This is a genomic window from Veillonella sp. 6_1_27, from assembly GCF_000163735.1.
Taxonomy (GTDB): domain Bacteria; phylum Bacillota; class Negativicutes; order Veillonellales; family Veillonellaceae; genus Veillonella; species Veillonella parvula_A.
In genome coordinates, this window is the sequence record NZ_GG770216.1 from 599526 (window position 1) to 624857 (window position 25332).

Genomic DNA, 25332 nt, shown 5'->3' on the forward strand with positions numbered 1-25332 from the left:
TCATCCTTGACGACAGATTGATAATTATGTTATAGTAATTATCGGTTCTGTATGCGGGAATAGCTCAGCGGTAGAGCACCGCCTTGCCAAGGCGGGGGTCGCGAGTTCGAATCTCGTTTCCCGCTCCATACATTCCTCGATAGCTCAGTCGGTAGAGCAATCGGCTGTTAACCGATCGGTCGTAGGTTCGAGTCCTACTCGAGGAGCCACTTGACTCACTAGCTCAGTTGGCAGAGCACCTGACTTTTAATCAGGGTGTCCCGCGTTCGAGTCGCGGGTGAGTCACCATTTCTGGCCCGTTGGTCAAGCGGTTAAGACACCGCCCTTTCACGGCGGTATCCCGGGTTCGATTCCCGGACGGGTCACCACATATGGACGATTAGCTCAGCTGGGAGAGCGCCTGCCTTACAAGCAGGATGTCGGCAGTTCGATCCTGTCATCGTCCACCATTTGCGGGAATAGCTCAGCGGTAGAGCACCGCCTTGCCAAGGCGGGGGTCGCGAGTTCGAATCTCGTTTCCCGCTCCATAAACATTCCTCGATAGCTCAGTCGGTAGAGCAATCGGCTGTTAACCGATCGGTCGTAGGTTCGAGTCCTACTCGAGGAGCCATTTTTATTGGCCCGTTGGTCAAGCGGTTAAGACACCGCCCTTTCACGGCGGTATCCCGGGTTCGATTCCCGGACGGGTCACCACATGGACGATTAGCTCAGCTGGGAGAGCGCCTGCCTTACAAGCAGGATGTCGGCAGTTCGATCCTGTCATCGTCCACCAAAGCAAACGGTTATCTTCGGATAGCCGTTTTTTAGTATGTAAAATTATCGCGGTGCGTACATGATGATATATACACCTACAAGACATACGATACCACCGATGATATCATACATGTCTGGTCGCAAGCCGTCCACAAGCCATCCCCAGAGAATAGAGAGGGCAATGAATACACCGCCATAGGCGGCGTAAACTTTACCAAAACTAGCTTCTGGTTGAAAGGTAGGGATAATACCGTATAAAAATAATATAAATGCACCTGCGATCAGGTAAATCGGTCCTTTGTCATCGCGCATATAAAGCCATACGAGATAGCCACCACCGATTTCCGCAAGTCCTGCCAATATAAAGAAGAGAATAGATAAGAGCATAGTAACCTCACTGTATTCTTGCAGTATTAATTGAAATCTATTCTCTATTTTACAACCTGAGTTAGAAGAGAGCAATTATTTTATACCCTTAGACTATTAACTGTTTAGAATGAAAGAGAAAATTTACTTAAATATAGATTTTAGCAGTGATGGAATTGAGTCGTGTTGTAAATATAACAAAACCCCGTACACCTAAAAAAGTATACGGGGTTTTGTTATTTTTTATAAACGTGGTGGTGATTCGCTTTGTACATAATCCATGAAGGTATGCATGGTTTCTGTTTTAGAATTGTTCTTCTTAAATGCGAAACACACTTGAAGTTTGAATGGTTTTTCTAAAGGTACAAAGCCATCATTGATATTTAAGGAACTTAAAATTTGACGTGCTACAATGCAGCCAGATTTATTCTTTTGACAATAGTCAATCATTGTATATGGATTGGACAGGCGACTACCGCGGATATGTAGGTTTTGCTGACCGTTTCCAACATAGTTTTTTAATGTGCGGTACATAAAGTATTTAGGAGGATACATGAGCAATGGTTGCTGCTGGATAGCTTTCAAACTAGCCGTTTCCATACCGTTCACTAAGTTTGGCGCATAGTATACAAACTCATCTTCTCTAAGTGCAGTGGATTCGTATGCAGACATATCCTTATTGTTTGGCAAATAGAGTAATGCAATGTCGATGCGATTTTCGCGCAAGTCGAGCATCAATTCTTCTTCCTCCATGTCGTAAATACTGACAGAGAATTCAGGATGGTTTTGGAAGAAGTGGGATACGTAACCATTTAGACGGATATCCCCGAGACTACGTAATACGCCAATGTTTAGAATTGGTCGTTCAACCTTGCTGGCCAAACGAATGGATTGGATCGCTCGTTCCAATGTGTCGAGAACTTGTTCTGCTTCTGGTAGAAATAACTCACCTTCTGGTGTTAAACGGCTACCTCTTGTAGAACGGGAGATTAATTTTACACCAACTAAACGCTCTAATTTTTTCATTTGAGCGCTGAAAGCTGATTGTGTAATATTCATAGATTGTGCTGCTAATGTAAAGCTTCCTGTTTTATTATAGGTAATAAAACTTTGTAGCTCTTGCATTGTAGGTAACTCTTTCATGCTATTCCCCCAATTTAGTTATAAGAATCCAATGATACCTATTACCTTACTTATTCATATTGTAGCATACTATAATTGATTTTTCATCTAAATCTATAAAATATGATGAAACATGCACAATCGATATAGAGAGTAGTATTATCGTAAAAAAGTGTAATCAAAAAATGTGATTATGCACTTATTTCAATAACTTTCACAAGTATCGATAATTGACATAAGTAGATGAAAATGATATTATACTTGGGTACCATTATGTGTAGGTACAAGTTTATTTTAATCTTATGAGGTGATAATCACATGGCAACGAGAAGAGAGGCTCGATTCAAACTTTGTCGTCGCTTTGGTGTGAACGTATTCGGTCACGCAAAAGCCTTGAATCGCGTCAAAAAAGACCAACGTCAGAAGAAAATGTCTGAGTATGGCACACAATTATTAGAAAAACAAAAAGTTAAAGCTTACTACAACTTGCTAGAACGCCAGTTCGTACGCTATTATGATAAAGCGAAAAAAATGCAAGGTGTTACAGGTCAAAACATGTTGATCCTTTTGGAACAACGCCTTGATAACCTTGTATATCGCATCGGCTTCGGTAACTCCATTCGTCAAGCTCGTCAAATGGTAAACCATGGCCACATCTTGGTAAACGGTCGTCGTGTAGACATTCCTTCCTTCTCCTGCAAACCAGGCGATGTAATCGAATTACGCGAAGCATCTCGTGACAACGAAATGTTCAAAACTAATTTCCAAGAACTTCGTTCTTTCGAACTTCCTTACATTGAAAAAGACTTGGACGGCTTCAAAGCTACTTTCACTCGTCTTCCTCAACGTGAAGAACTTCCTATCGAAGTTAACGAAACACTTATCGTCGAATTGTACTCCAAATAATTTGGCGCTTTTGGGAAAACCACTCAGAATTGGGTGGTTTTTTCTTTATGAATATTAGTGTCAAAGGGCTATGACAGTGCAAAAAACAATTGACATAGACAACCAAAATCTGTATACTATTTTGAGTAAGCTTTAGTCGTGTTTCCATTAGCCCCGGAAGCAAAGGACAAGCTGATTTTGGTAGAATTATGACGTTATTAGGAGGATATGCAGCATGAAAACTACATATATGGCCAATCCGAACACAATCGAACGGAAATGGTATGTTGTTGACGCTGAAGGTAAAACTTTAGGACGCCTTGCTGCCGAAGTTGCAAAAGTTCTTCGGGGCAAAAATAAACCAACTTTCACACCACACGTAGATACTGGTGACCATGTGATTGTTGTAAACGCAGAAAAAATTCGCGTAACTGGTAAAAAATTGGAACAAAAGGAATACTTCCGTCACTCTGGTTACCCAGGTGGTTCCCGTTTCACTAAATTGTCCATGATGCTTGAAAAACAACCTGAACGTGTTGTTGAGATGGCAGTTCGTGGTATGCTTCCAAAAAATAAATTGGGTGCACAACAATACCGTAAATTAAATGTATACGCTGGTCCTGAGCATCCACATGCAGCTCAAAAACCAGAAGTGTTAGAAATTTCCGTACGATAATCTAGAGGGAGGAATATATAATGGCAGTAGCACAATATTACGGCACTGGTCGTAGAAAATCTTCCGTTGCTAGAGTTCGTCTGGTACCGGGCACAGGTAAAATCACTGTTAACAAACGTGAACTTAATGATTATTTCGGTCGCCAAACTTTGGAATTGATCGTAAAACAACCTTTGAACTTGACTAACACAGTTGAACAATACGATGTTATCGCAACTGTAGCTGGTGGTGGTCCTTCTGGTCAAGCTGGTGCAATTCGTCACGGTATCTCCCGTGCGTTATTGGACGTAGATGGCGAACTTCGTCAATCTTTGAAAAAAGCTGGCTTCTTGACTCGTGACCCACGTATGAAAGAACGTAAAAAATACGGTCTTAAAAAAGCCCGCAAAGCAAGCCAATTCTCCAAACGTTAATATTTGGAATACAGGATATTACACCTGCAGACAATGTCTGCAGGTGTTTTTGCATTATTAGATAATTTTTAATACTCAAGTCAGCTTAATTTTCATTCTTTCATTTACATCTATATTTAATTCTCCTATAATAGATATATAATAATCGAATTTTTTCGAAAATAGATTTTTATATAGGAGAAATCATATGATTTATAATACAATTCAGTACGTAGTGGACAACGGTATTGGTACGTTGACCTTTAATCGTCCAACCGTAGCCAATGGTTTTAATATCGAGATGTGCAAGGAGATCCTTGAGGTCTTAGATAAAGCTCATAATGATGAAAGTGTTCGTGCGTTGCTTATCAATGCAGAGGGGAAGGTGTTCTCTGCGGGTGGCGATTTAACAGAGATGGAGCGCGCTGTAAACGAAGGGGATACTGAGTCTTTATTTGAAATCGTTGAGCTAGTAGCTGAGATTTCTATGGCTATGAAGAAGTTACCAAAACCTGTTATCATGAGCCTTCAAGGGGCTGCGGCAGGTGCTGCCTTCAATATGGCTTTAGCGGCAGATTTTGTTGTGGCGGCTAATAATGTACGCTTTATTCAAGCCTTCGTAAATGTAGGTCTTGCTCCTGATGCTGGTGGTTTATTCTTATTGGCTCGCTCTATTGGTATGAACCGTGCTATGCATATTGTTATGACCGGTGAAGCCGTATCTGCTGAAAAGGGTAAGGACCTTGGCTTTGTGTATAAGGTTTGTGAATTAGAAGATTTAGAGACTGCTACAAGACGCCTTGTTGAGAAGTTGGCAAAAGGGCCTGCACAATCTTACCGCGTTATGAAGGAAATGATGTGGAATAGCTTCTTAGCAGGTTGGGAAGAGTACAAGAAGTTTGAAGTAGAAAACCAATGTAAATTAGGCCTTTCCGAGGACTTCAAAGAAGGTGTACGTGCTTTCACAGAGCGTCGCCGTCCTAAATTTGGTCAACAATAATATTGATTTATGGATATATGGAATGGAATTTCCTGTAATTCATAAGAAAATACAAATATAATTAGAACCGATGTGGCTCCAACTATTGAGTTGCATCGGTTTTGCTTTCATTACACAGAAAAAGTGTATATAATAGAACTATTGAAATAGTTTTAGGAGGTCATTATTACATGGCTCAAGATACAATTAAATGTTATGACAGCCCTAGCGATGTAGTTAAAGCATTAGCAGAGGATTTTATTGCTTTCACTAACGAGGAAATCAATCGCACTGAAACGTGTGTTGTTGGTATTACAGGCGGGACTGTTATTAATGGTTTATTAGAATTGCTTAATTCCCCAGAATATATTGAACGCCTTAATTGGGAACGCATATTCTTTGTATGGACTGATGAGCGATTCTTGCCGCAATCTCATGAGGATAATTACTTCAATCGCGTGAAACCTTACTTGTTGTGTAAGGCGAAAGGGGCGGCTCATTTCTTGCCAATCAATACAGATTCTAAAACTGTAATAGAAGCGGCAGCGGAATACGAGAAAGAGGTTAAGAATGTTCTCAAGGCTTGTAAAAAAAGTGGACTAGATTTGGCATTGCTCGATCTTGGTGAAGATGGTCATACAGCCGGCCTATTTGCAGGTTCTCATGCATTGCGTGTCACAGATCAAGACGTGGTAGCCGTTGAGGATGGAAAGGTATGGGAACGTATTTCTATGACCTTTTCGTTCCTAGCAAAATCTGATGCGGTTTGGTTTACCGTAACTGGTGAAAGTAAGCGAACTGCTTTGACAAAGGTATTGTATCAACGCGAAGATTACGAGGATTTACCTTGGGAAAAACGCATTGGTCGTGTATTGCCTGGAGCAGTGCTTTCACAAGAAGCTATGACCTGGTATGTGGACAAGGCAGCCTATGATGATGTACACTAAAGAGTATAAGTAGTAGTAAAAATAAAGGAGATACATATGGGGTCTATAGGAACACCTGAATTAATAGTTATATTAGTGATTGCTCTAGTTATCTTCGGACCTGGTAAATTGCCTGAAGTCGGTAAAGCTATTGGTAAAGGCATCAATGAGTTTAAAGATGCTATTTCGGGGCCTAAAAAGGCTGTTGATGAAACGAAAGAAGCCGTTAAGAAAGCGACTACTATCGATGTGACAGCAGGGGCTAAGAACGACGATAAACATAAAGAAGCTAAGGATTAATAGGAGGTAACACTATGTGCAAAGATTGTGGTTGTGGCGAAGATAATGGCGTTGTAACAAAGGTATTTACTGTACCGGGGATGATGTGCAACAACTGTAAAGAAACAGTTGAAGGTGCATCTCTAGGTTTGCCTGGCGTATTAAGTGCAGAAGTAGATTTGCCAGAAAAGACAGCTACCGTTTCTTTTGATCCAACAAAAGTATCTGTAGAAGTTATTACAAAAGCCATTGAACGAACTGGCTTTGAAGTGACAGGCGTTGCAGACGGTGTACAAAAACATAGTCATGGATTACTAGGCACTTTGAAACGTCTCTTCAAATAATCGAACCGATGGAGCTGTATTGAAACCTTGTTTCGATGCAGCCCTTTTTTGTTTAAAGAGGTAATACGATGATACGTAAGTTTGATGCTAAAAATTTTAAGTGGGATGGTATTGAAACCTTGGTATATAAACAAGATGGTAGTCCTTTTAAAGATGTAACACGTCAAGTATTATACGATGGTGCTTATGATATTCCGTGTCAATTCCGCTATTTTGAATGTTTGCCAGGGGGATATTCTACCTTGGAGTATCACGATCATACGCATATGGTTATGATATTTCGCGGCAAGGGGCAAGTCTTATTGGGCGATGAAATCCACGATGTAGAAACTGGTGATTTTATCGAAATTCCAGGCAAAACAATTCATCAGTTCCGTGCTAATAAGGGCGATTATATTGGTTTTCTTTGCTTGGTAAATCAAGATCGAGATAAGGTAAAATTATTATCCCCTGAAGAGATGGAAATGTTACGAGCAAATCCTAAAATCAAAGAATTCTTGGAAAGTTGTTAAGCCTGATGGAGGTTCTATGAATACTTTTACACGAGCGGCCCTTACCGTTTTAGTGGGCCTCGTTATTTGGTTTTTACCTCATACAGAGGCAATCAAGCCTGAAGGTTGGCATTTATTAGCTATCTTTACGGCTACTATTGTGGGCTTTATCTTACGTCCCTGGCCAACGGGTATTATGGCCCTCTTTGGTATTGTTGTAGCCGTAGCCACTAATTCCATCACTATGGTACAGGCTCTAGGTGGCTATGCAGAGGCGAATGTGTGGCTTATCGTAGCGGCCGTATTCTTTTCACGAGGTATTATTAATTCTGGCCTTGGTAAGCGTATTGCGTACACCTTGATTCGCTCTTTTGGCACAAGCTCATTAAAGCTTGCCTATGCGTTGGCTTGTACGGACTTGATTATTTCTCCAGCTACACCATCTAATACGGCGCGTGGAGGTGGTATTGTATTCCCCATTGTACAAAATATTTCCTTAGCTTTTGGTTCTGAACCTTATGGTAATACGGCCCGCCGCATTGGGGCGTACTTGATGACGACGGCACATACTATTAACACTATTACTGTGACGATCTTCTTGACCGCATGTAGCGGTAATTTGCTTATTACGTCTTTAGGTGCTAAACTGTTTGGCTATGATATATCTTGGTGGGAATGGTTCCAAGCAGGTGTCATTCCTGGTGTGATTTGTATGATTTTGATGCCTTGGTTTATCTATAAAATCTATCCACCAGAAATCAAGGAAACACCAGAGGCTGCTGTAATGGCTCAAAAAGAACTAGATGCTCTTGGACCTATTACGAAGGCTGAAATTTCTGTTGCTATTATCTTTGTACTTTGCATCTTGCTTTGGGCTACAGCAATTTGGACTAAGCTTCATCCTACAGTAGTAGCGATGATGGGGGTTCTGGCGTGTGTTGTGACTGGCTCTCTTACTTGGGAGGATATTTTGGGTGAACGTACCGGTTGGGATATCCTTATCTGGATGGGTACGCTTGTGGGCATGGCTGGGCTGCTTGGTAAACTCGGTGTAGTAGCTGTGTTTGCAGACTTTGTAAGTCAACATTTAGCTGGCTTTGACTGGTTCTGGGCATCCTTTATCATTTCCGCTACCTTTGTGTACTCTCAGTATTTCTTTGCCAGTGGTACGGCGCGTATTACAGCTTTATTCTCCGCCTTTGCAGCCATTTTAGTGGCGATGGGGGCTCCTATTCCGTTTACGATATTGCTCTTTGGTTTGATGAACAGTCCTGGCTGTACATTGACTCATTATAGTTCAGGTGTAACACCAATCTTCTTCGGTGCTGGCTATGTGCCACAAGGTACATGGTGGCGCGTAGGTCTTGCCATTTCCGTGGTGAGCTTCCTCATTCATTTCTGGGGCGGCACTTTTGGCATGTGGCTCTTTGGTATTTTATAATATATTCAATCCCTCACTACGGTGAGGGATTTTTCTTGTTATATCTATATTTTTTATACCTTACTAGGTTTGCTATAGTTTTTGGGTATGGTGAACTTCATAAAAAAACTATGATGAATCTATAGAATTTATTGTGAATTATCTTGCGCGGGATAATATAACGTGTTATTATTATTCCGTGATTATTATTACAGAATATTTTAGGAGGAAACATGTTAGGTTTAGTCATTAGCTTATTGATTATTGCGCTAGTCGTGATTATTAATGACATTCGAATTATGAACAACAACTTAACACGTTTTTGTCTTAGAAGTTCCGCGAATGGTTTAATATACAATCAATAAGATTTGACTATATGGTTTGTTTCTTATGTGTATATTTTCCAAGGGGTACATAGGATTATTTATGTATATAGGAATTCTGTAAACAAAAGGAATATCATTTGTAAACTTTTAAGACGATTCATTGGAATCGTCTTTTTTTATGCGTCGTGAAAGCTGTCCAAGTGGATGCTTTCAAAAGTGAGGAGATTAACATGAGTTGTAGAAGTGACAATTTGAAAACAGGCGTAGCACGTGCACCACACAGATCTTTATTAAAAGCTCTGGGTTTTGTTGATGAAGAAATGGGTAGACCAGTCATCGGTATTGCCAACTCTTTCAATGAAATCATCCCTGGTCACGTAGGCCTGAAAAATATTGTACAAGCCGTAAAAGACGGTATTCGCAACGCAGGTGGGGTGCCAATCGAGTTCAATACTATCGGTATTTGCGATGGTTTGGCAATGAACCATATCGGCATGAAATACTCCTTAGTTACACGTAATATCATTGCAGATTCTATCGAAGCTACTGCTATGGCTACACCATTCGATGCGATGGTATTCATTCCAAATTGCGATAAGGTAGTGCCAGGCATGTTGATTGCAGCTGCTCGCCTTAATATCCCATCTGTATTCGTATCTGGTGGGGCCATGCTCGCTGGTGTACATAAAGGTAAAAAAATTGGTTTGTCCGACGTATTCGAAGCCGTAGGCAAACATCAAACTGGTGAAATGGATGATGCTGAGTTAGCTGATATCGAAAATACGGCATGTCCTACATGTGGTTCTTGCTCTGGTATGTATACGGCAAATACAATGAACTGCTTAACAGAAGCTCTCGGTATGGGCCTTCCTGGCAATGGTACAATCCCAGCGGTATATTCTGAACGTTTGCGTTTAGCTAAGTTAGCTGGTATGCAAGCGGTAGAGATATTAAAAGCAAACCTTCGCCCTAAAGATATTATGACTCGTGAAGCCTTTGAAAATGCGGTAGCTCTTGATATGGCTTTGGGCGGTTCCTCTAATACGGCGCTTCATTTACCGGCTATTGCTCACGAAGCAGGTGTACCATTATCCTTAGACGATTTTGATCGCATCGCTCAAAATACACCTCAATTATCTAAATTATCTCCATCTGGCGTATACTTCATTGAAGACTTGTACGCTGCAGGTGGTGTATCTGCCGTGTTGAAACGTTTAGCAGAAAATGGTCGCCTTCATACAGATTGCAAAACTGTTGCTCTTAAAACACAAGGTGAAATTGCAGCGGCAGCTCATGTTGTGGATGAAGATGTTATTCACCCATGGGATAATCCAGTACATGAAACTGGTGGTATCGCGGTTCTTAAAGGTAACCTTGCTGTAGATGGTTCCGTTGTAAAAGCCGGTGCCGTAGATGCAGATATGCTTGTTCACTCTGGTCCAGCAAAGGTATTCAACAGTGAAGAAGAAGCGGTTGAAGCTATTACAGGCGGTAAAATCGTGAAAGGTGATGTTGTAGTTATCCGTTACGAAGGCCCTAAAGGCGGTCCTGGTATGCGTGAAATGTTGACTCCAACATCTATGATTGCCGGTATGGGTCTAGATAAAGATGTAGCATTGTTGACAGATGGACGCTTCTCCGGTGCTACTCGTGGTGCATCCATCGGACATGTATCTCCAGAAGCAGCTGCAGGCGGTACCATTGCCATCGTTGAAAATGGTGATATTATCAACATCGATATTCCAAACGGTAAATTGGAACTAGCTGTATCTGATGATGAAATCACTCGTCGTAAAGCTGCATTGAAACCGTTCAAATCCAATGTAACTGGATATCTTAAAAAATACGCTCTTCACGTATCCTCTGCTGCACAAGGTGCTATCGAAGTATTTGAAGACTAATACTAGACTTTCATTTAATACTAACTAGAGGAGACCGTGTATATGTATAAGTTATATGATTTTATGGAGGCTCGTGAGCGCTTGAGCACAATCACGGTGAAAACGAAATTGCTTCACAGCGATGTGTTTTCTGACGAGTGCGAAAATGATGTATATATCAAGCCAGAAAACTTGCAAATAACAGGCTCTTTTAAGGTTCGTGGAGCTTATAATAAAATTGCAAAGCTGACAGAAGAGGAAAAGGCGCGCGGTGTTATCGCTGCGTCTGCTGGTAATCATGCACAAGGCGTGGCCCTTGCTGCGAAACGCCTTGGCATTAAAGCGACTATTGTTATGCCGAAACACACGCCTCTTATAAAGGTTAATGCAACAAAACAGTACGGCGCAGATGTCGTATTACATGGTGAAATCTATGATGAAGCTTGCCAAAAAGCGATGGAACTCCAACAAGAACATGGTTATGTGTTCGTCCATCCCTTCGATGATGAAGATGTCATCGAAGGGCAAGGGACAATTGCTCTCGAGGTTCTCGATGAACTTCCTGATGCAGATGTATTGCTTGTTCCTGTTGGGGGCGGTGGTATCGTATCTGGTATTGCGGCAGCGGCAAAGTTAAAAAATCCGCGCGTTAAGATTATCGGTGTAGAGCCTGAAGGTGCCGCAAGTGCAATCGCTGCATTAAAGGCTGATCATCCGGTACCACTCGATGAAGTAGCGACGATTGCAGATGGTACGGCAGTACGCCAAATTGGGGAAACTACATTAGAATATATCAAGCAATATGTAGATGACATTATTACTGTTTCAGACTACGAATTGATGGAAGCATTCCTGTTGCTTGTTGAAAAACATAAATTAGTAGCAGAAAATTCCGGTATTTTACCATTGGCAGGTCTTAGAAAATTGAACTGCACAGGTAAGAAGGTTGTAGCCATTGTCAGTGGAGGTAATATCGACGTACTTACCATTTCCTCTATGATTAATAAAGGTCTTGTCGTACGTGGTCGTATCTTTACTTTCTCCGTTAACCTTCCTGATAAACCAGGCCAGTTAGTGGCTGTATCTCAAATGTTAGCCGATGCAGATGCAAATGTTATTAAACTTGACCATAATCAGTTCAAAAACCTTGACCGTTTCCATGAAGTGGAATTGCAAGTAACGGTAGAAACAAATGGTGAAGAGCACATCCAACACATTATTGATACTTTCAAACATAATGGCTACATTATTAAACGTTTAAATTCCAGCGAGATATTGTCTGAATAGCTGGGTGAAAGGGTTCCTATGAGCGCAGAAACAATCAATGGGGCACGCATTGTCCTTGAAACATTGCATCGCCTTGGTGTAACCGATATGTTCGGCTATCCAGGTGGCGCGGTAATTCCAATTTATGATGAAATATATAGCTTCCCTGAAATTAAACATTACTTTGTTCGTCATGAACAAGGTGCTGCACATGCAGCAGATGGTTATGCTCGCGTATCTGGTCGCGTAGGTGTATGTCTTGCTACGTCTGGTCCTGGTGCAACGAATCTTGTAACAGGTATTATGACTGCGTACATGGATTCCGTACCTATGGTGGCCATTACAGGTCAGGTTGGCCGGCCCTTTATCGGTAAGGACTCTTTTCAAGAGGCGGATATCCAAGGTATTACGATGCCTATAACCAAGCATAACTATCTTGTTCAAGATATTCATGATTTGCCTCGCATCATTAAAGAGGCGTACTTTATTGCTGGCACAGGTCGCCCAGGCCCTGTACTTATCGATATTCCGAAGGATATTCAAACCGAGAAAATATCCATGGCGGAATACAACAAATTGTACGAAGTACCTATTCATCTTGAAGGCTATGATCCAACCTATAAAGGTCATCAAGGTCAAATCAAAAAAGCAGCTACTCTCATCAAAAATGCAAAGCGTCCACTTATCATTGCTGGGGCAGGCGTATTAAAGTCTGGTGCTATGGATGAGCTTAAAGAATTAGCTGAAAAGGCTCAAATTCCGGTGACGAATACATTAGTTGGTCTTGGTGGTTTCCCAGGAGATCACGAATTGGCTCTTGGTATGGTTGGTATGCACGGTTCTGTTGCAGCTAATAATAGTACAGATGAGGCAGATCTCGTGATTGCTGCAGGGATTCGTTTCCATGACCGCATCACAGGCCATCCAGATTTCTTCTGTAAAAAAGCTAAAATCATCCATATTGATATCGACCCAGCTGAAATTGATAAGAATGTTACAATCAATGTGCCTATCGTAGGGGATTTAAAACAGGTATTAACGGAGCTTAATGCTCTTGTAGAACCTACAACTCATGAAGCGTGGCTTGAGCAAATCCGAGAATGGCAAGCGGAATACCCTATGGTAATCCCTGAGTCTAAAAATGATGTATTGCATGCACAATATGTGTTATCTGAGCTTAATAAGATTGCCAAGGAAGATGCCATAATCGTAAGTGACGTCGGTCAACATCAAATGTGGGCGGCTCAATTCTTAACTCATAAAAAACCTCATACTATCGTTACCTCTGGCGGTGCGGGTACCATGGGGTATGGTTTGCCGGCGGCTATTGGGGCTCAAGTAGGGGCGCCTAAGAAGCAAGTTATCCTTGTTGTCGGTGATGGTGGGTTCCAAATGACTTGTGAAGAGCTCATGATGGTTCGCCAATATAATTTGCCAATCAAGATTATTATTATTAACAACGGCTATCTTGGTATGGTTCGTCAATGGCAAGAAATCTTCAATGATAGACGCTACTCCTATGTAGATTTGGAAGTGAGTCCGAACTTCGTGAAACTCGCAGATGCATTTGACTTGAAAGCAGCGCGTCTAGATAATGTTGAAACTTTCAACAAAGAATTTAAATCATACATTACATCGGATGAAAGCATTGTCTTGGATTGTCGCGTTGAACGAGAGGATAATGTATTACCAATGATTCCAGCAGGCGGCACGATAAGCGGTATGATGGGTAAGAAAGGGGTGCTATAATGGCGAAAGAACATCAAGTCTTAATCATTGCAAAAAATGCACCAGGTATTGGTACACGTATTTTGGCACTCTTTAACCGTCGTGGCTTTAACGTTACAAAAATGACATCTGGCATTACAAATCAGCCAGGTTATGCACGTATTACTATTACTGTAGAGGCCGATGACCGAATTCTCGATCAAGTGCAAAAACAAATCTACAAGCTTATCGATGTTGTTAAGGTTAAAGTGTTTGAAGATCATGATGTGGTATGCCGTGAGTTAATGCTTATCAAGGTAAAAGCATCTGCTTCCACAAGATCACAAATAGTACAGATTGCCGATGTATATCGTGGTAATGTGTTAGATATTTCTCCTACATCTATGATCATTGAAGTCATTGGTAGTGTAGAAAAATTACGTGGCTTCATTCAAATTATGGAAACTTATGGTATTCTTGAAATTGCTAAAACAGGTATCACCGCTATGAGCCGCGGAGAAAAAATGTAGGAGTTGATAACGTGGGGCGTGAATTACTCCATTATGAAAATGTCTGCTTTCGCCGTGATGGTAGATCTATTTTAGATAATGTAAATTGGCATATAGAGGACGGTGAACATTGGGCCTTATTAGGGCTTAATGGGGCTGGTAAATCAACGCTACTCAGCATGATACCTGCTTATCAAATTCCCACAACGGGTACTTTGCGTGTGTTTGGTAAGGAATTTGGTAAATATGCGTGGCCCAAAATCAAGGCTAGACTAGGATTTGTTAGCTCTGTGCTTGGACAATTTCAGTCAACCTTGGATAAACAAGTCGTTGAAGATATTGTTATTTCTGGTGCATTTAGTAGCATTGGTATATACCAAGAGGTAGCACCTGAGGTGCGTCAACGAGGTATGCAATTATTATCTGAATTTGGACTAGACTATTTGGAAGGTCATCGTTTTCGAACCTTATCTGCTGGCGAACAGCGCCGGGTATTGTTAGCGAGGTCTATTATGGCAAATCCAGAATTATTGATTTTGGATGAGCCTTGCTCTGGTTTGGACTTACCAGCGAGGGAGCAGTTTTTACGCATCGTATCTACTTTGGTAGCTGAGCAGCAGACACCGATTATCTATGTGTCACATCAAATTGAAGAGATACTACCGTTTATTACTCATGTAGCTATCTTGCGAGAGGGCAAGATGATTCATGCAGGTCCTAAACACAAGGTACTAACTGATGATATTTTATCTGATGTCTTTGGACTTTCCGTACAAGTTGTATGGAAAGATGATCGTCCATGGGTGATGGTTCGGTAGTTATCAATTTTTTTTATCAGAGGCTTAAAACTTGGCTTGCTGATACTAAATTAATGTACGCCACATCTTGCAAAAATTTGTTAGATTGTGTACAGTATATATAATCTATATTCTATTGAATATGTTTGGAGGTTGTCTAATATGGCAGGTAAAATTTTAGGTACTACAGTTTATTATGATGCAGATTGTAATTTGAGCAAATTGGAAGGCAAAAAAATTACAGTTTTAGGTTACGGCTCCCAAGGTCATGCGCATGCATTGAACTTGAAAGAAAATGGTATGGATGTAACAATTGGTCTTCGTGGTGGTTCTTCTAGCTGGAAAGCTGCTGAAGAAGCAGGCCTTACAGTTAAAGAAACTGCAGAAGCAGTTAAAGGCGCTGATATCGTTATGGTATTGATTCCAGACGAATTACAAGCAGACGTATATGCACAAGATATCGCTCCTAACTTAAAACAAGGTGCATACTTGGCATTTGCTCACGGCTTCAACATTCACTTTGGTAAAATCGTACCTCGTGAAGACATCAACGTATTCATGGTAGCTCCTAAAGGCCCTGGTCATTTAGTACGTCGTACATACCAAGAAGGTTCTGGCGTTCCTTGCTTATACGCTGTAGAAAAAGATCCATCTGGTGATACTGAAGAAGTTGCATTAGCATGGGCTTCTGGTATCGGTGGTGGCCGTTCCGGTATCTTGGAAACTAACTTCAAATCTGAAACTGAAACTGACCTCTTCGGTGAACAAGCTGTATTGTGCGGCGGTGTTACTGAATTGATCAAAACTGGTTTCGAAGTATTAACAGAAGCTGGTTATGAACCTGTAAACGCTTACTTTGAATGCTTGCATGAAATGAAATTGATCGTAGACCTTATCTACGAAGGTGGCTTCCAAAAAATGCGCCACTCCATCTCCAACACTGCTGAATACGGCGATTACCATGCAGGTCCTCGCGTAATCACTGCAGATACTAAAAAAGCTATGGAACAAATCTTGGCGGATATTCAATCTGGTAAATTTGCTGATGAATTCTTAGCAGATTCTAAAAATGGTCAAAAATTCCTTAAAGAACATCGTGAAGCAGCTGCTAATCATCTAATTGAACCAGTTGGCGCAGAACTTCGCAACTTGATGAGCTGGTTAAAATAAGAGTATTACTTAGGTAATCTTTTGTGAGATTATATGCTTATTAAAAGCGACCCCGTAAGGGGTCGCTATTTTTTATCTTTTCTTACATTATTTTGGGCCATCTTGACGATTACATCGAAAATATTGGAATCAAATATGGTATAATAAAAAGTAATATTTGAAAGGAGTGTAGCATGGATTTTTACACATTAGCCTATGTTGAAAGTCAGGCTGTAATAGGTCAAACTTGGGGCTTTATTATAATTGTAGCTGTTCTGTTAGCATTACTCATTTTGGGAGTACAAGTATTGCGAAATGGTTTTACTAGTCGCTATCGTGACCTGATGATTATATTGTCTTTAATCGTAGTGTTCTTCTTAGGGCTTGAATACCAAGAGTATAATCGGATGAAAACCTATTCTGAGGACTCCTCTCGTATGGCTCAATTTTTACATTCTTTTAGTTCAGATCGTTCCGTACCGAGCGACCAATTGGCGGTTAACTCCTTAAAGATTCGTAATGGTATGATTTTAAAAGTAAGTGACGCTTACTATGAGGTTCAATTTAATCCAGAATTTTCAACCTATACTATTACACGTGTTTATAAGGTAAGCCCTATAGATCGAATTCACGATAAAGAGGATGCATTACAATAAGGAGGACCACATATGACAGAAGCTATGGCCGTCTATGGGATGGTCTTTGCAAAACTCGCCATCGGTCTCTTGGCGATTATTTTACAAATCAATTTAATGGGTAAGGGCAATTTAGCCCCAACCTCTGCCTTAGATCAACTGCAAAACTACGTACTTGGTGGTATTATCGGTGCCATTATTTACAATGATCAAATTGGTATTTTACAATTTATGTTAGTCCTTATTTTATGGACTATCCTCGTAATGACTCTTAAGTTTTTAAAAGGGAATCTTCGTATTTTTAAAGCAATTCTTGATGGTCATCCAGTTATAGTAATCGAAAAAGGTCATATTCTAACAGAAGAATGTATGCGTTATGGTATACAAGCGGCTGAACTTAAATTAAAACTTCGTGCTGCCGGTGTTCAATATGTTACGGATGTTAAGCGTGCCGTATTGGAGCAAAACGGTCAGCTCAACGTGGTTCAATTCGGTGAAGATAATATCCGATTTGATCTTATCGATGATGGTCAAATTAATCAGTTTACCCTCGATGTAATTGAAAAAGATAGAGAGTGGCTTGAACAAGAAATCCAAGCTCAAGGATACTCTGTTAAGGATATATATATTGCAGAATATAAAGATGGAAAAGTTGTTGTATATCCTTACGAAAGAAAACATCGTCCACAAATTGTAAGCACTCTTAAAAGTAAGACCAATTATACTAAAGATAAATTGAAATCTAAATTATAATATCTATTGCTCTTATAGTATAGGCGAGATACGTATTTCGTAGTCTTATAAATATATAAATAATATATATAATGTTATTAAGCCCACTATTCGTAGTGGGCTTATATAGAAAGGAAATTAGTGAATCGTAAAGATTTAATAGATCGATTACAAGAATTATATAAAGATGAAGATAGTCGGGTAACAGTAAATCCTCATGCAGGGCAAAAGGTGGCCATCGTCTATCCAAATACATACTTCGTGGGCATGAGTAATCTTGGACTTCATATCATTTATGAGGAAATCAATTTGCGAAATGATAGCGTTTGCGAACGGATTTTCTTGCCTGAGAAAAAGGAATTAGAAGCTTACGATAAGACTAAGACTCCCCTTATGAGCGTTGAAACACAACGGCCTATGCATCAATTTGATGTAGTCGCTTTTGATGTTACCTTTGAAATGGACTATTTCCATATTCCTTTGATGTTGCGTCATGGCCGAGTCCCTATCATGGGAAAAGACCGTACCGAGTTTGATCCTATCGTTATTGCAGGGGGCCCTTGTGCGACCTTCAACCCTGAGCCTTTTGCTGATTTTATTGATGCTTTCATCATCGGTGAAGGGGAAGGCATCGTAAGTCGTGTACTAGATATCATTCGAGATGGAAAAATGGAAGGCTTGGATCGCCATACTATTTTACGTCAATTAGCGGATATATCGGGCGTGTATGTACCATCCTTATATGTGCCGATTTACAGTGAAGACGGTGAATTTAAAGGCTATGATATTGCAGAGGGCGTGCCTAAAACGATTAAACGGCACTTTGAAATGCTCACTAGCGGTGGTGAAACGGTAGTGGCTACGAACTATACTGAATTTGGTGCTATGTATATCATTGAAGTAGCCCGTGGGTGCGGTCGTCATTGTCGCTTCTGTATGGCTGGGTATTGCTTCCGCGTACCTCGTGTACGTCCTTTAGACATTTTGAAAGAAGGCGTAGAACGCGCAGAAAAGCTAGGTAAAAAGGTAGGCCTCATGGGCGCTGCTATCTCGGATTATCCTGAGGTAGACGAACTCGTTAATTATATTCGCTCTAAAGATATGCGTTACTCTTGTGCATCCTTGCGTGCTGACTCGTTAACACAAGCCGTGGTGGATGGACTAGCGGATAGTGGACAAAAGACGATTACCATTGCGCCAGAAACGGGCAGTGAACGTTTGCGTCGGGTCATTAACAAGGGAATCAGTGAAGAGCATTTACAAAATGCAGCCACCTTATCTGCGAAGTCAGGTATTCAGCATATGCGCTTGTATATTATGATTGGGTTGCCAACGGAAACCGATGAGGACATTGAGGCTATTGTAGGACTTGCGGAAAGAACACAGGCTCATATGGAAAAAGTAGGCTGTAAAGGTCGTTTAACGCTCAGTATTAATCCGTTTATTCCTAAACCTTTTACACCGTTCCAATGGATGGCCATGGATAACCAAAAAGTGGTGGAGAAAAAGTTACAATACATAAAGAAAGCATTGCAAAAGAATCGCCGCATCGAGGTTCTCGTAGAGTCGCCTAAAGAGGCGTATATTCAAGGCGTTCTTGCTCGTGGGGATCGCCGCTTAGGCGCTGTTATTGCAGCATGTGCAGCCGATCGAGGCAGTAAATCTTTTAAGTCCGAAATGAAGGCTGCTGGCCTGGATATGGATAATATGAATTATCGTGAACGCAGTTTTGATGAATTCTTGCCGTGGAGCCATTTAGACATGGGCATGCAGGAGGGGTATCTTGAAATGGAATGGCAACGATCCCTCGATGAAGCATATACCCCTCCATGTGCAGCAGGTTGTAAACGCTGTGGCGTTTGTAAATAGGAGGAACAGATGAATCAATCTGTAAAACGTATAGATGTGAAAGGCCCTCATGGAACATGGTCTTATGAGGCGCCAAGCTGGGTTGATCGATTTCCTATTGTAATGGGCGATACTTATCGTCATGGTGGCGTATCTAAAGCCCCTTATGAATCATTAAACCTAGCGTTTCATGTAGGGGATGAAGCTCAAAGCGTACGAGAAAATCGAGCTATTATTGTGAAATATTTAGGTGTTGAACCAAACCGTATTTCTTGTGGCAATCAAGTCCATGGTTTAAAGGCTGTAGAAATCACAGAAGACCTTGTTGGGGCAGGTGCTTTTGGAGAAGATACCGCTATCGATGATTGTGATGCGGTATTTACAAATCTACCGCATGTGCCATTATTTCTGTTCACAGCAGACTGCGTTGGCGTAGGTATTTACGATGCTAAACATCATGCGATTGCTACGGCGCATGCAGGTTGGCGTGGTGCCATTGGCCGTTTACCAGTCCTTACCATTGAGGCCATGAAAGAGGCGTATGGGACCGAGTTCAAAGATTGCTATATATATCTTGGGCCTAGTATTGGACCTGAGTCTTTTGAAGTAGATGTAGAACTAGGTAAACGCTTTGAATTGGCTTGGAGAGATATGACAGACCGAGATTCATCTGATGTTGTCAATTATTCTGCTGATAAATTGGACAAGGCTTATATCAATTTATGGAACTTTATTGGTGAGGATCTCGTTGTAAATGGCGTTCCTCCAGAGAACATCACGATTGGTGGTACCGATAGTGTAACGGAAGTAGATTGTTATTCCTATCGTCGAGAGGCAGGTCGAACCGGTCGTATGGCTTTATTTGCGATGTTACAAGAACGATAAAACTCGACTTTCACAGGAATCATAATAACGTATGATATTTTTATTATATTTGCTTGGATTTGTGGAGGGGATAGCCTTAAATCATGTACATTTGACCTTAAATACTATATAATAAAATAGTCTATACAAATATATTTGATGATTATGATATATAGATTGAAGGGGGCATTCACATGATTGAAGAATCCCTACACGCTATACAGCAGCGCATGGCTGATGCTATGGCGCGTGTTGGTCGCGTAGATACAGCATTATTAGTGGCGGTTACAAAGAACCACCCTGTGTCAGCTGTGGAAGAGGTCGCACGGCTCGGTGTCACTCATGTAGGGGAAAATCGAGTACAAGAGGCCAAAGAAAAACAGCTAACCTATAAGGGGCCACAATTAACATGGCATTTGATTGGTCATTTACAGGTCAATAAGGTGCGCCAAGCGGTCCCTATGTTTGATTTAATTCATTCTGTAGACAGCCGTAAATTATTAGATGAAATCGAAAAGGTTGCTGCAAAGCACGATAAAATACAAGATGTATTACTGCAAGTCAATGTGGCCCGCGAAGCTTCTAAAACGGGAATGACCGTTGAAGAGTTTCCGGAAATACGAGATTATGCAAAAACATTGCCTCATGTACGCGTAAGGGGCTTGATGTGTATGGCGCCATTTTTCGATGATCCACAGGAAGCTCGTCCAATCTTTCGCGTAGCGAATGCCTTGTTTGAGGATATGAAACGCTACTTTGAAGAAGGGCAGATTCAATATTTATCTATGGGGATGACTCACGACTTTGAGGTCGCTTTGGAAGAAGGGGCTAACATCGTTCGTGTAGGCACAGCAATTTTTGGGGAACGTGTATATTATTAAGGTTCGGGTTACCTGATAATTGGAAGCGTTAATTGTATTAGGAGGAAATCCAAATGGCATTGGGAGATTATTTAGACAAAGCAAAAAACTTATTCTTAGGCAGAACTGATGATGACTATGAATATGATGATTACGAATACGAAGATGAAGAGGAATACGAAGCTGAACCTACCCCAGTAGCAACAGCGGCTCCCGTGTCCGGCGCATCTGAATTTCATCCACGCAAGGTAGGAGGCCAATCTACGATGACACAACGTCCAACAGCTATGAAAGTAGTTGTAATTGAACCAAAAGTATTTGAAGATTCTGAAAATATTACACATCAATTGCGCGACATGCGTCCTGTATTGATTAATTTTGAAAATACAGACCCTCATGAAGCAGCTCGTATTGTAGATTTCGTATCTGGTGCGACCTATGCATTGGATGGCAAATTGGAAAAAGTAGGTAAAGACATTTTCATGTGTGTACCTGTAAATATTTCCATTGATTATAATGACAATGAAAGCAACACAACTGAGCAAAACGAATATTCTTGGGAAAACAAATAATCTCTCTATAAATGGTGGTGATAACTATGTTAGGTAAAACCCTATGTATAGGCGTTGGCTCAATGGGGGGCGCTCTATTGCGCGGTGCATTACAGCATGGTGTATTGAAAGCCTGTGATACACACATTCTAGTGCGTCGCGAAGAACAATGTAAGGCTCTTGCAGAGGAGCTTGGTGTAGTAGGTTTTACTATATTGCCTAATGTAAACGAGTACAACACTATTCTATTGGCTGTGAAACCACAAGTGTTACCATCTGTGTTAGAGACTTTAAAAGAAGTACCTTATGGGACTGTTATGATTTCTGTTGCCGCAGGCGTCACATTAGATACTCTTGATGCGGCGATTCCACAAGCTAACTGGTTTAGAGCTATGCCAAATACACCGGCTTCTATCGGTGCAGGTATGACGGCACTTGCCGGGGATGATGTGAATACTGACCTAGGTCGTGCTGTACAAGCCTTATTTGAGGCTGTAGGCGAGGTAGCAGTGGTGAGCGAAGCCGATTTGGACCGCTTAGGCGCACTATCTGGTGCGGGACCTGGCTATATGTTTGTCATCCTCGATGCATTGGCTGATGCGGGTGTTCGCATTGGTTTGCCACGTCAGCTAGCCATAAAGGCAGCTGCTCAAACAATGTACGGTGCAGGTAAGATGGCTCTTGAAAGTGGCAATCATCCAGCAGTACTACGAGATCAAGTGACCAGCCCCGGTGGCACCACCATTGCTGGTATTGGTGCCATGGAAAAAGGTGGACTTCGCAGTGCTCTCCAAGATGGCGTAGTAGCATGTCTTGCTCGGTCGAATGAGTTGGGGAAATAATTTTGGCAGATACTAGTAAATTAATACGATATTTCGAGGCCAGTGGCAGTGGCGAGGAAGCTCGTCGCATGCTAGATTTGGCTGAGCAGGTCGTAAAAGGTCGCCCATACCGTGTGGCGGATTTTACGAGTCCTGCAGGCCTTGTTATTGCAGATGCTATTAAGGCTAATTACCCACAGTTAACAGTTAAAACTGATGGTGGCTATGAAGGGGCGGAACGCATTCGTATCGCTTTCGTAGACAGCGACTTTAACGGTACTGTGGATATGGGCATTCGCGCCCTTAAGGTGAATTGGGACCCTCGGTTCCGATTGCTCACTCATCGCGATGTGCTTGGCTCCTTAATGGGCCTAGGCATTGATCGCTCCAAATTTGGGGACGTTATCGTCCAACAAGGGGGCGCTCAGATTATGGTGGATGAAAGCGTGGCTGATTTCGTAATTCAAAACTTTACGAAAATTGCTATGGTTTCCGTATCTGTAGAGGCTATTGAGTTATCAGATATAGCACCAAAAGAAGAAAAAATTAAAGAAGTCCGCACTACTGTTGCCTCTTTGCGCTTAGATGCGGTAGCCAGCTCTGGCTTTAGTGTATCGCGCACTAAACTAGTGAGTGCTATCAATGCGGGCTTATTACAAGTAAACTGGCAACCAGCTAAGGGGGCATCCCAAGAAGTTAAAGAAGGGGATGTTATATCCATGCGTGGTCGTGGCCGAATTAAGGTAGAAGCTATTACAGGTACCTCTCGTAAAGGGCGTATCGGTGTATACCTGAAACGATTTATGTAGGCAGTTGAAAATCGGCTTGACCATCAAGCCGATTTTTTTATATATGGTAGGACAGCCATGGTATCCATAACATTTCAACCTACAACTGAAGATAGAATCCTATTCGTAGGCGGCGGAGAAGTAGCGGAACGACGGATACGGCTCTTTATTGAGGAGCCTTGTAACATTGTTGTTATCGCTCCTGTTGTGACGGATAGGATTGGCCAATGGGCAAAAGAAAAGCGCATCATTTGGTGGGACCGTGCTTTCACCAGTGATGATGAACAATTCATCATCACGAGCAGTTTGTTCTTTATCTGCACAGATAATCATAAATTGAACGATTCGTTGCATGCACTTGGCAAAAAGCATCACGTGTGGACCAACCGCAGTGATGACCCTGGGGCGTGTAGGTTTACCATACCTTCATCACTTGAGCTAGGCGATCTTCATATTGCTATTAGCGCCAATAATGTGGGCCCTCGTATTAATCGTCTCGTACGACAAGATATGATGAATCGTTATGGTCAGTTGCAAAAGGCTATGCCTAGACTTAAAATATTTAGAGAAGAAGTAAAGTTACTGCTTCCTACTCCAGAGGCTCGACAGAAATTTTGGCGAGACAATCTGACGGTAGAAACATTTGAAGCCATTCTCAAGGGAGAGTGGACGATTATAGAGGAGAAACTTAACCATGCAATTAGTGGTATTAGGTCTAAATCATAGAAGTGCCGCTGTAGAGGTGCGTGAACGTTTCTCGTTTGATAAAGACGAGGTAGTTGCCGCACTAAACCGCCTCTATGAATTTGACTGTATCTCAGAATGCGTTATATTATCCACCTGTAATAGAACGGAAATTTATGCTGCTTTAGAAGGCGTAGAATTTCCAAAGGATTACATGTTGGCAGTGTTAAAAGATTTAAAAGGCGCAGATTATATTGATGCAGATGCATTCTTCTTCTACGAAGAACGGGACTGTATTGAACATCTATTCCGTGTGTCTGCTAGCCTTGATTCCCTTGTGTTGGGGGAAGGTCAAATCTTGAGCCAATTAAAAGGAGCCTATATTCAAGCTTATAGCGCAGGCTGTACGGGCACAATATTTAATATTTTATTCCAACGTGCTATTGGGGTTGGTAAAAAGGTGCGTACCAATACGGGCATTGCAAATACGCCTGTATCCGTTAGTTACACCGCTGTTAACCTAGCTGAGGATAGCTTAGATAAGCCATTATCTGAAGCTACGGTACTCATTTTAGGGGCAGGTACTATGAGCGAGTTGACGGCTACACATTTACAAGCGAAGGGTGTAAAAACGATTTTCGTATCTAATAGAACCTTTGCTAAGGCTGAAATGTTAGCGGAACGCTTTAATGGTAAAGCTGTTAAGCTCGATAACTTTGTAGACTATGCTAAAGATGCGGATATTCTTATCACATCTACAGGGGCACCACATTATATTATTACGGAACGAGAAGCCAAGAAAATTACGACTCTTCGTAAAGGTGAACCTATCGTTATGATCGATATAGCGGTGCCTCGCGATATCGACCCTGCGGTGGCAGACTTGGACGGTATTTATCTATTTAATATTGATTCTCTTGAAAGTGTAGTAGAAGAAAATAAGGCGCAGCGCGAAGAGGAAGCTCGTCGGGCAGAACCTATTATTCACGATGCTATTGAAGAGCTATTGGATAAATTAAGCTATTTAACAGTGCGTCCGATGATGGCATTGCTTACAGAAAAAGCGGAGCGTATTCGCCGTCGTGAATTACATCGCGCATTAGCTAAATTACCAGATATTTCCGATAAAGAGCGCCGTGTTATGGACTCGATGAGTCGCATGATCATTCGCAAAATGTTGCGTGAACCGATGATTCACTTCAACGAAATTGCTGGTACGGAGGAAGAAGGTCTGTACTGGGACTTATTCAAAGATATGTTTAATCTTGAGAAAGAAGGCTAA

27 protein-coding genes and 9 tRNA genes are annotated in these 25332 nt (G+C 41.5%); 34 read left to right on the forward strand and 2 right to left on the reverse strand.

Annotated elements, in window-relative coordinates:
* Window positions 1-53: 53 nt before the first annotated feature.
* The 9 genes from HMPREF0874_RS06620 (at window position 54) to HMPREF0874_RS06660 (ending at window position 772) form a co-directional block, all read left to right on the forward strand.
* Window positions 54-128: transfer RNA gene (locus HMPREF0874_RS06620), tRNA-Gly, on the forward strand.
* A 5-nt stretch (window positions 129-133) separates the two neighbouring features.
* Window positions 134-209 (forward strand) — tRNA-Asn (locus HMPREF0874_RS06625).
* A gap of 3 nt (window positions 210-212) precedes the next feature.
* Window positions 213-288: transfer RNA gene (locus HMPREF0874_RS06630), tRNA-Lys, on the forward strand.
* Window positions 289-293: 5 nt separating this feature from the next.
* Window positions 294-368 (forward strand) — tRNA-Glu (locus HMPREF0874_RS06635).
* A 5-nt stretch (window positions 369-373) separates the two neighbouring features.
* Window positions 374-449, forward strand: a tRNA-Val gene (locus HMPREF0874_RS06640).
* Window positions 450-452: 3 nt separating this feature from the next.
* Window positions 453-527 (forward strand) — tRNA-Gly (locus HMPREF0874_RS06645).
* A 7-nt stretch (window positions 528-534) separates the two neighbouring features.
* Window positions 535-610: transfer RNA gene (locus HMPREF0874_RS06650), tRNA-Asn, on the forward strand.
* Window positions 611-618: 8 nt separating this feature from the next.
* Window positions 619-693, forward strand: a tRNA-Glu gene (locus HMPREF0874_RS06655).
* Window positions 694-696: 3 nt separating this feature from the next.
* Window positions 697-772, forward strand: a tRNA-Val gene (locus HMPREF0874_RS06660).
* Window positions 773-816: 44 nt separating this feature from the next.
* Here the strand turns inward: HMPREF0874_RS06660 and HMPREF0874_RS06665 are convergent.
* A complete protein-coding gene (locus HMPREF0874_RS06665; protein ID WP_008602538.1) occupies window positions 817-1140 on the reverse strand; it encodes a YnfA family protein in 324 nt (107 codons plus the stop codon).
* 222 nt (window positions 1141-1362) lie between these two features.
* Entirely contained in the window at window positions 1363-2262 is a 900-nt protein-coding gene (locus tag HMPREF0874_RS06670; RefSeq protein ID WP_004695178.1) for a LysR family transcriptional regulator, read from the reverse strand.
* Between the two features lie 297 nt (window positions 2263-2559).
* Here HMPREF0874_RS06670 and rpsD point away from each other — a divergent pair, with 297 nt between their 5' ends.
* From rpsD to hemA, 25 genes are all read left to right on the forward strand, one after another.
* Window positions 2560-3147 carry a 30S ribosomal protein S4 gene (rpsD, locus tag HMPREF0874_RS06675; protein WP_008602541.1) on the forward strand — a complete coding sequence of 196 codons (588 nt, stop codon included), beginning with the start codon at window positions 2560-2562 and terminating at the stop codon, window positions 3145-3147.
* Between the two features lie 214 nt (window positions 3148-3361).
* On the forward strand, window positions 3362-3802 hold the full coding sequence (rplM, locus tag HMPREF0874_RS06680) for a 50S ribosomal protein L13 (protein ID WP_004695186.1): 441 nt from the start codon (window positions 3362-3364) through the stop codon (window positions 3800-3802).
* 20 nt (window positions 3803-3822) lie between these two features.
* Window positions 3823-4215 carry a 30S ribosomal protein S9 gene (gene rpsI / locus HMPREF0874_RS06685; RefSeq protein WP_004695188.1) on the forward strand — a complete coding sequence of 131 codons (393 nt, stop codon included), beginning with the start codon at window positions 3823-3825 and terminating at the stop codon, window positions 4213-4215.
* 187 nt (window positions 4216-4402) lie between these two features.
* Window positions 4403-5194 (forward strand): enoyl-CoA hydratase, encoded by a 792-nt coding sequence (locus HMPREF0874_RS06690; protein ID WP_008602545.1) that lies wholly within the window; start codon window positions 4403-4405, stop codon window positions 5192-5194.
* Between the two features lie 170 nt (window positions 5195-5364).
* Complete coding sequence (gene pgl, locus HMPREF0874_RS06695; RefSeq protein ID WP_008602546.1) at window positions 5365-6120, forward strand: 6-phosphogluconolactonase; 756 nt, start codon at window positions 5365-5367, stop codon at window positions 6118-6120.
* A gap of 36 nt (window positions 6121-6156) precedes the next feature.
* On the forward strand, window positions 6157-6399 hold the full coding sequence (locus HMPREF0874_RS06700) for a twin-arginine translocase TatA/TatE family subunit (protein ID WP_008602548.1): 243 nt from the start codon (window positions 6157-6159) through the stop codon (window positions 6397-6399).
* A gap of 14 nt (window positions 6400-6413) precedes the next feature.
* Window positions 6414-6722 (forward strand): heavy-metal-associated domain-containing protein, encoded by a 309-nt coding sequence (locus HMPREF0874_RS06705; protein WP_008602550.1) that lies wholly within the window; start codon window positions 6414-6416, stop codon window positions 6720-6722.
* Between the two features lie 68 nt (window positions 6723-6790).
* Window positions 6791-7234 (forward strand): cupin domain-containing protein, encoded by a 444-nt coding sequence (locus tag HMPREF0874_RS06710; RefSeq protein ID WP_008602552.1) that lies wholly within the window; start codon window positions 6791-6793, stop codon window positions 7232-7234.
* A 16-nt stretch (window positions 7235-7250) separates the two neighbouring features.
* Complete coding sequence (locus tag HMPREF0874_RS06715; protein ID WP_008602554.1) at window positions 7251-8654, forward strand: DASS family sodium-coupled anion symporter; 1404 nt, start codon at window positions 7251-7253, stop codon at window positions 8652-8654.
* A gap of 535 nt (window positions 8655-9189) precedes the next feature.
* The gene (ilvD, locus tag HMPREF0874_RS06720; RefSeq protein WP_008602556.1) at window positions 9190-10860 is read left to right on the forward strand and encodes a dihydroxy-acid dehydratase; all 1671 of its coding nucleotides are present in this window, start codon (window positions 9190-9192) and stop codon (window positions 10858-10860) included.
* Between the two features lie 42 nt (window positions 10861-10902).
* Window positions 10903-12126: a threonine ammonia-lyase gene (ilvA, locus tag HMPREF0874_RS06725; RefSeq protein WP_008602558.1), complete on the forward strand. Its 1224-nt coding sequence runs from the start codon at window positions 10903-10905 to the stop codon at window positions 12124-12126.
* An 18-nt stretch (window positions 12127-12144) separates the two neighbouring features.
* Entirely contained in the window at window positions 12145-13854 is a 1710-nt protein-coding gene (ilvB, locus tag HMPREF0874_RS06730; RefSeq protein WP_039965267.1) for a biosynthetic-type acetolactate synthase large subunit, read from the forward strand.
* On the forward strand, window positions 13854-14342 hold the full coding sequence (gene ilvN / locus HMPREF0874_RS06735; protein WP_004695208.1) for an acetolactate synthase small subunit: 489 nt from the start codon (window positions 13854-13856) through the stop codon (window positions 14340-14342). The genes ilvB and ilvN overlap by 1 nt, the downstream gene beginning before the upstream one ends.
* Window positions 14343-14353: 11 nt before the next feature.
* Window positions 14354-15139 (forward strand): ABC transporter ATP-binding protein, encoded by a 786-nt coding sequence (locus tag HMPREF0874_RS06740; RefSeq protein WP_008602563.1) that lies wholly within the window; start codon window positions 14354-14356, stop codon window positions 15137-15139.
* Between the two features lie 141 nt (window positions 15140-15280).
* Window positions 15281-16288 (forward strand): ketol-acid reductoisomerase, encoded by a 1008-nt coding sequence (gene ilvC / locus HMPREF0874_RS06745; protein WP_008602565.1) that lies wholly within the window; start codon window positions 15281-15283, stop codon window positions 16286-16288.
* Window positions 16289-16461: 173 nt separating this feature from the next.
* Window positions 16462-16923 carry a DUF3290 family protein gene (locus HMPREF0874_RS06750; protein ID WP_008602566.1) on the forward strand — a complete coding sequence of 154 codons (462 nt, stop codon included), beginning with the start codon at window positions 16462-16464 and terminating at the stop codon, window positions 16921-16923.
* A 12-nt stretch (window positions 16924-16935) separates the two neighbouring features.
* Complete coding sequence (locus HMPREF0874_RS06755; protein ID WP_038125705.1) at window positions 16936-17655, forward strand: DUF421 domain-containing protein; 720 nt, start codon at window positions 16936-16938, stop codon at window positions 17653-17655.
* A gap of 120 nt (window positions 17656-17775) precedes the next feature.
* Window positions 17776-19503, forward strand: coding sequence for a radical SAM protein (locus tag HMPREF0874_RS06760; RefSeq protein ID WP_008602571.1), 1728 nt, complete (start codon window positions 17776-17778; stop codon window positions 19501-19503).
* A gap of 9 nt (window positions 19504-19512) precedes the next feature.
* Window positions 19513-20367, forward strand: a complete 855-nt coding sequence (locus HMPREF0874_RS06765; protein ID WP_039965269.1) for a polyphenol oxidase family protein — start codon at window positions 19513-19515, stop codon at window positions 20365-20367.
* Window positions 20368-20540: 173 nt separating this feature from the next.
* On the forward strand, window positions 20541-21227 hold the full coding sequence (locus HMPREF0874_RS06770; RefSeq protein WP_004695221.1) for a YggS family pyridoxal phosphate-dependent enzyme: 687 nt from the start codon (window positions 20541-20543) through the stop codon (window positions 21225-21227).
* A gap of 53 nt (window positions 21228-21280) precedes the next feature.
* On the forward strand, window positions 21281-21778 hold the full coding sequence (locus tag HMPREF0874_RS06775; protein ID WP_004695224.1) for a cell division protein SepF: 498 nt from the start codon (window positions 21281-21283) through the stop codon (window positions 21776-21778).
* A gap of 26 nt (window positions 21779-21804) precedes the next feature.
* Window positions 21805-22599 (forward strand): pyrroline-5-carboxylate reductase, encoded by a 795-nt coding sequence (proC, locus tag HMPREF0874_RS06780; protein WP_021148481.1) that lies wholly within the window; start codon window positions 21805-21807, stop codon window positions 22597-22599.
* Window positions 22600-22601: 2 nt separating this feature from the next.
* Window positions 22602-23387, forward strand: a complete 786-nt coding sequence (locus tag HMPREF0874_RS06785) for an RNA-binding protein (protein ID WP_008602577.1) — start codon at window positions 22602-22604, stop codon at window positions 23385-23387.
* 57 nt (window positions 23388-23444) lie between these two features.
* Window positions 23445-24092 (forward strand): bifunctional precorrin-2 dehydrogenase/sirohydrochlorin ferrochelatase, encoded by a 648-nt coding sequence (locus HMPREF0874_RS06790; RefSeq protein ID WP_008602580.1) that lies wholly within the window; start codon window positions 23445-23447, stop codon window positions 24090-24092.
* Entirely contained in the window at window positions 24061-25332 is a 1272-nt protein-coding gene (gene hemA / locus HMPREF0874_RS06795) for a glutamyl-tRNA reductase (RefSeq protein ID WP_004696829.1), read from the forward strand. Before HMPREF0874_RS06790 ends, hemA begins: the two co-directional genes overlap by 32 nt.

Excerpts from the sequence above, each read along its gene's own strand:
- HMPREF0874_RS06665 (WP_008602538.1), bottom strand. The coding sequence starts at position 1,140 with ATGCTCTTATCTATTCTCTTCTTTATATTGGCAGGACTTGCGGAAATC.
- HMPREF0874_RS06670 (WP_004695178.1), bottom strand. The coding sequence starts at position 2,262 with ATGAAAGAGTTACCTACAATGCAAGAGCTACAAAGTTTTATTACCTAT.
- rpsD (WP_008602541.1), top strand. The coding sequence starts at position 2,560 with ATGGCAACGAGAAGAGAGGCTCGATTCAAACTTTGTCGTCGCTTTGGT.
- rplM (WP_004695186.1), top strand. The coding sequence starts at position 3,362 with ATGAAAACTACATATATGGCCAATCCGAACACAATCGAACGGAAATGG.
- rpsI (WP_004695188.1), top strand. The coding sequence starts at position 3,823 with ATGGCAGTAGCACAATATTACGGCACTGGTCGTAGAAAATCTTCCGTT.
- HMPREF0874_RS06690 (WP_008602545.1), top strand. The coding sequence starts at position 4,403 with ATGATTTATAATACAATTCAGTACGTAGTGGACAACGGTATTGGTACG.
- pgl (WP_008602546.1), top strand. The coding sequence starts at position 5,365 with ATGGCTCAAGATACAATTAAATGTTATGACAGCCCTAGCGATGTAGTT.
- HMPREF0874_RS06700 (WP_008602548.1), top strand. The coding sequence starts at position 6,157 with ATGGGGTCTATAGGAACACCTGAATTAATAGTTATATTAGTGATTGCT.
- HMPREF0874_RS06705 (WP_008602550.1), top strand. The coding sequence starts at position 6,414 with ATGTGCAAAGATTGTGGTTGTGGCGAAGATAATGGCGTTGTAACAAAG.
- HMPREF0874_RS06710 (WP_008602552.1), top strand. The coding sequence starts at position 6,791 with ATGATACGTAAGTTTGATGCTAAAAATTTTAAGTGGGATGGTATTGAA.
- HMPREF0874_RS06715 (WP_008602554.1), top strand. The coding sequence starts at position 7,251 with ATGAATACTTTTACACGAGCGGCCCTTACCGTTTTAGTGGGCCTCGTT.
- ilvD (WP_008602556.1), top strand. The coding sequence starts at position 9,190 with ATGAGTTGTAGAAGTGACAATTTGAAAACAGGCGTAGCACGTGCACCA.
- ilvA (WP_008602558.1), top strand. The coding sequence starts at position 10,903 with ATGTATAAGTTATATGATTTTATGGAGGCTCGTGAGCGCTTGAGCACA.
- ilvB (WP_039965267.1), top strand. The coding sequence starts at position 12,145 with ATGAGCGCAGAAACAATCAATGGGGCACGCATTGTCCTTGAAACATTG.
- ilvN (WP_004695208.1), top strand. The coding sequence starts at position 13,854 with ATGGCGAAAGAACATCAAGTCTTAATCATTGCAAAAAATGCACCAGGT.
- ilvC (WP_008602565.1), top strand. The coding sequence starts at position 15,281 with ATGGCAGGTAAAATTTTAGGTACTACAGTTTATTATGATGCAGATTGT.
- HMPREF0874_RS06750 (WP_008602566.1), top strand. The coding sequence starts at position 16,462 with ATGGATTTTTACACATTAGCCTATGTTGAAAGTCAGGCTGTAATAGGT.
- HMPREF0874_RS06755 (WP_038125705.1), top strand. The coding sequence starts at position 16,936 with ATGACAGAAGCTATGGCCGTCTATGGGATGGTCTTTGCAAAACTCGCC.
- HMPREF0874_RS06765 (WP_039965269.1), top strand. The coding sequence starts at position 19,513 with ATGAATCAATCTGTAAAACGTATAGATGTGAAAGGCCCTCATGGAACA.
- HMPREF0874_RS06770 (WP_004695221.1), top strand. The coding sequence starts at position 20,541 with ATGATTGAAGAATCCCTACACGCTATACAGCAGCGCATGGCTGATGCT.
- HMPREF0874_RS06775 (WP_004695224.1), top strand. The coding sequence starts at position 21,281 with ATGGCATTGGGAGATTATTTAGACAAAGCAAAAAACTTATTCTTAGGC.
- proC (WP_021148481.1), top strand. The coding sequence starts at position 21,805 with ATGTTAGGTAAAACCCTATGTATAGGCGTTGGCTCAATGGGGGGCGCT.
- HMPREF0874_RS06790 (WP_008602580.1), top strand. The coding sequence starts at position 23,445 with ATGGTATCCATAACATTTCAACCTACAACTGAAGATAGAATCCTATTC.
- hemA (WP_004696829.1), top strand. The coding sequence starts at position 24,061 with ATGCAATTAGTGGTATTAGGTCTAAATCATAGAAGTGCCGCTGTAGAG.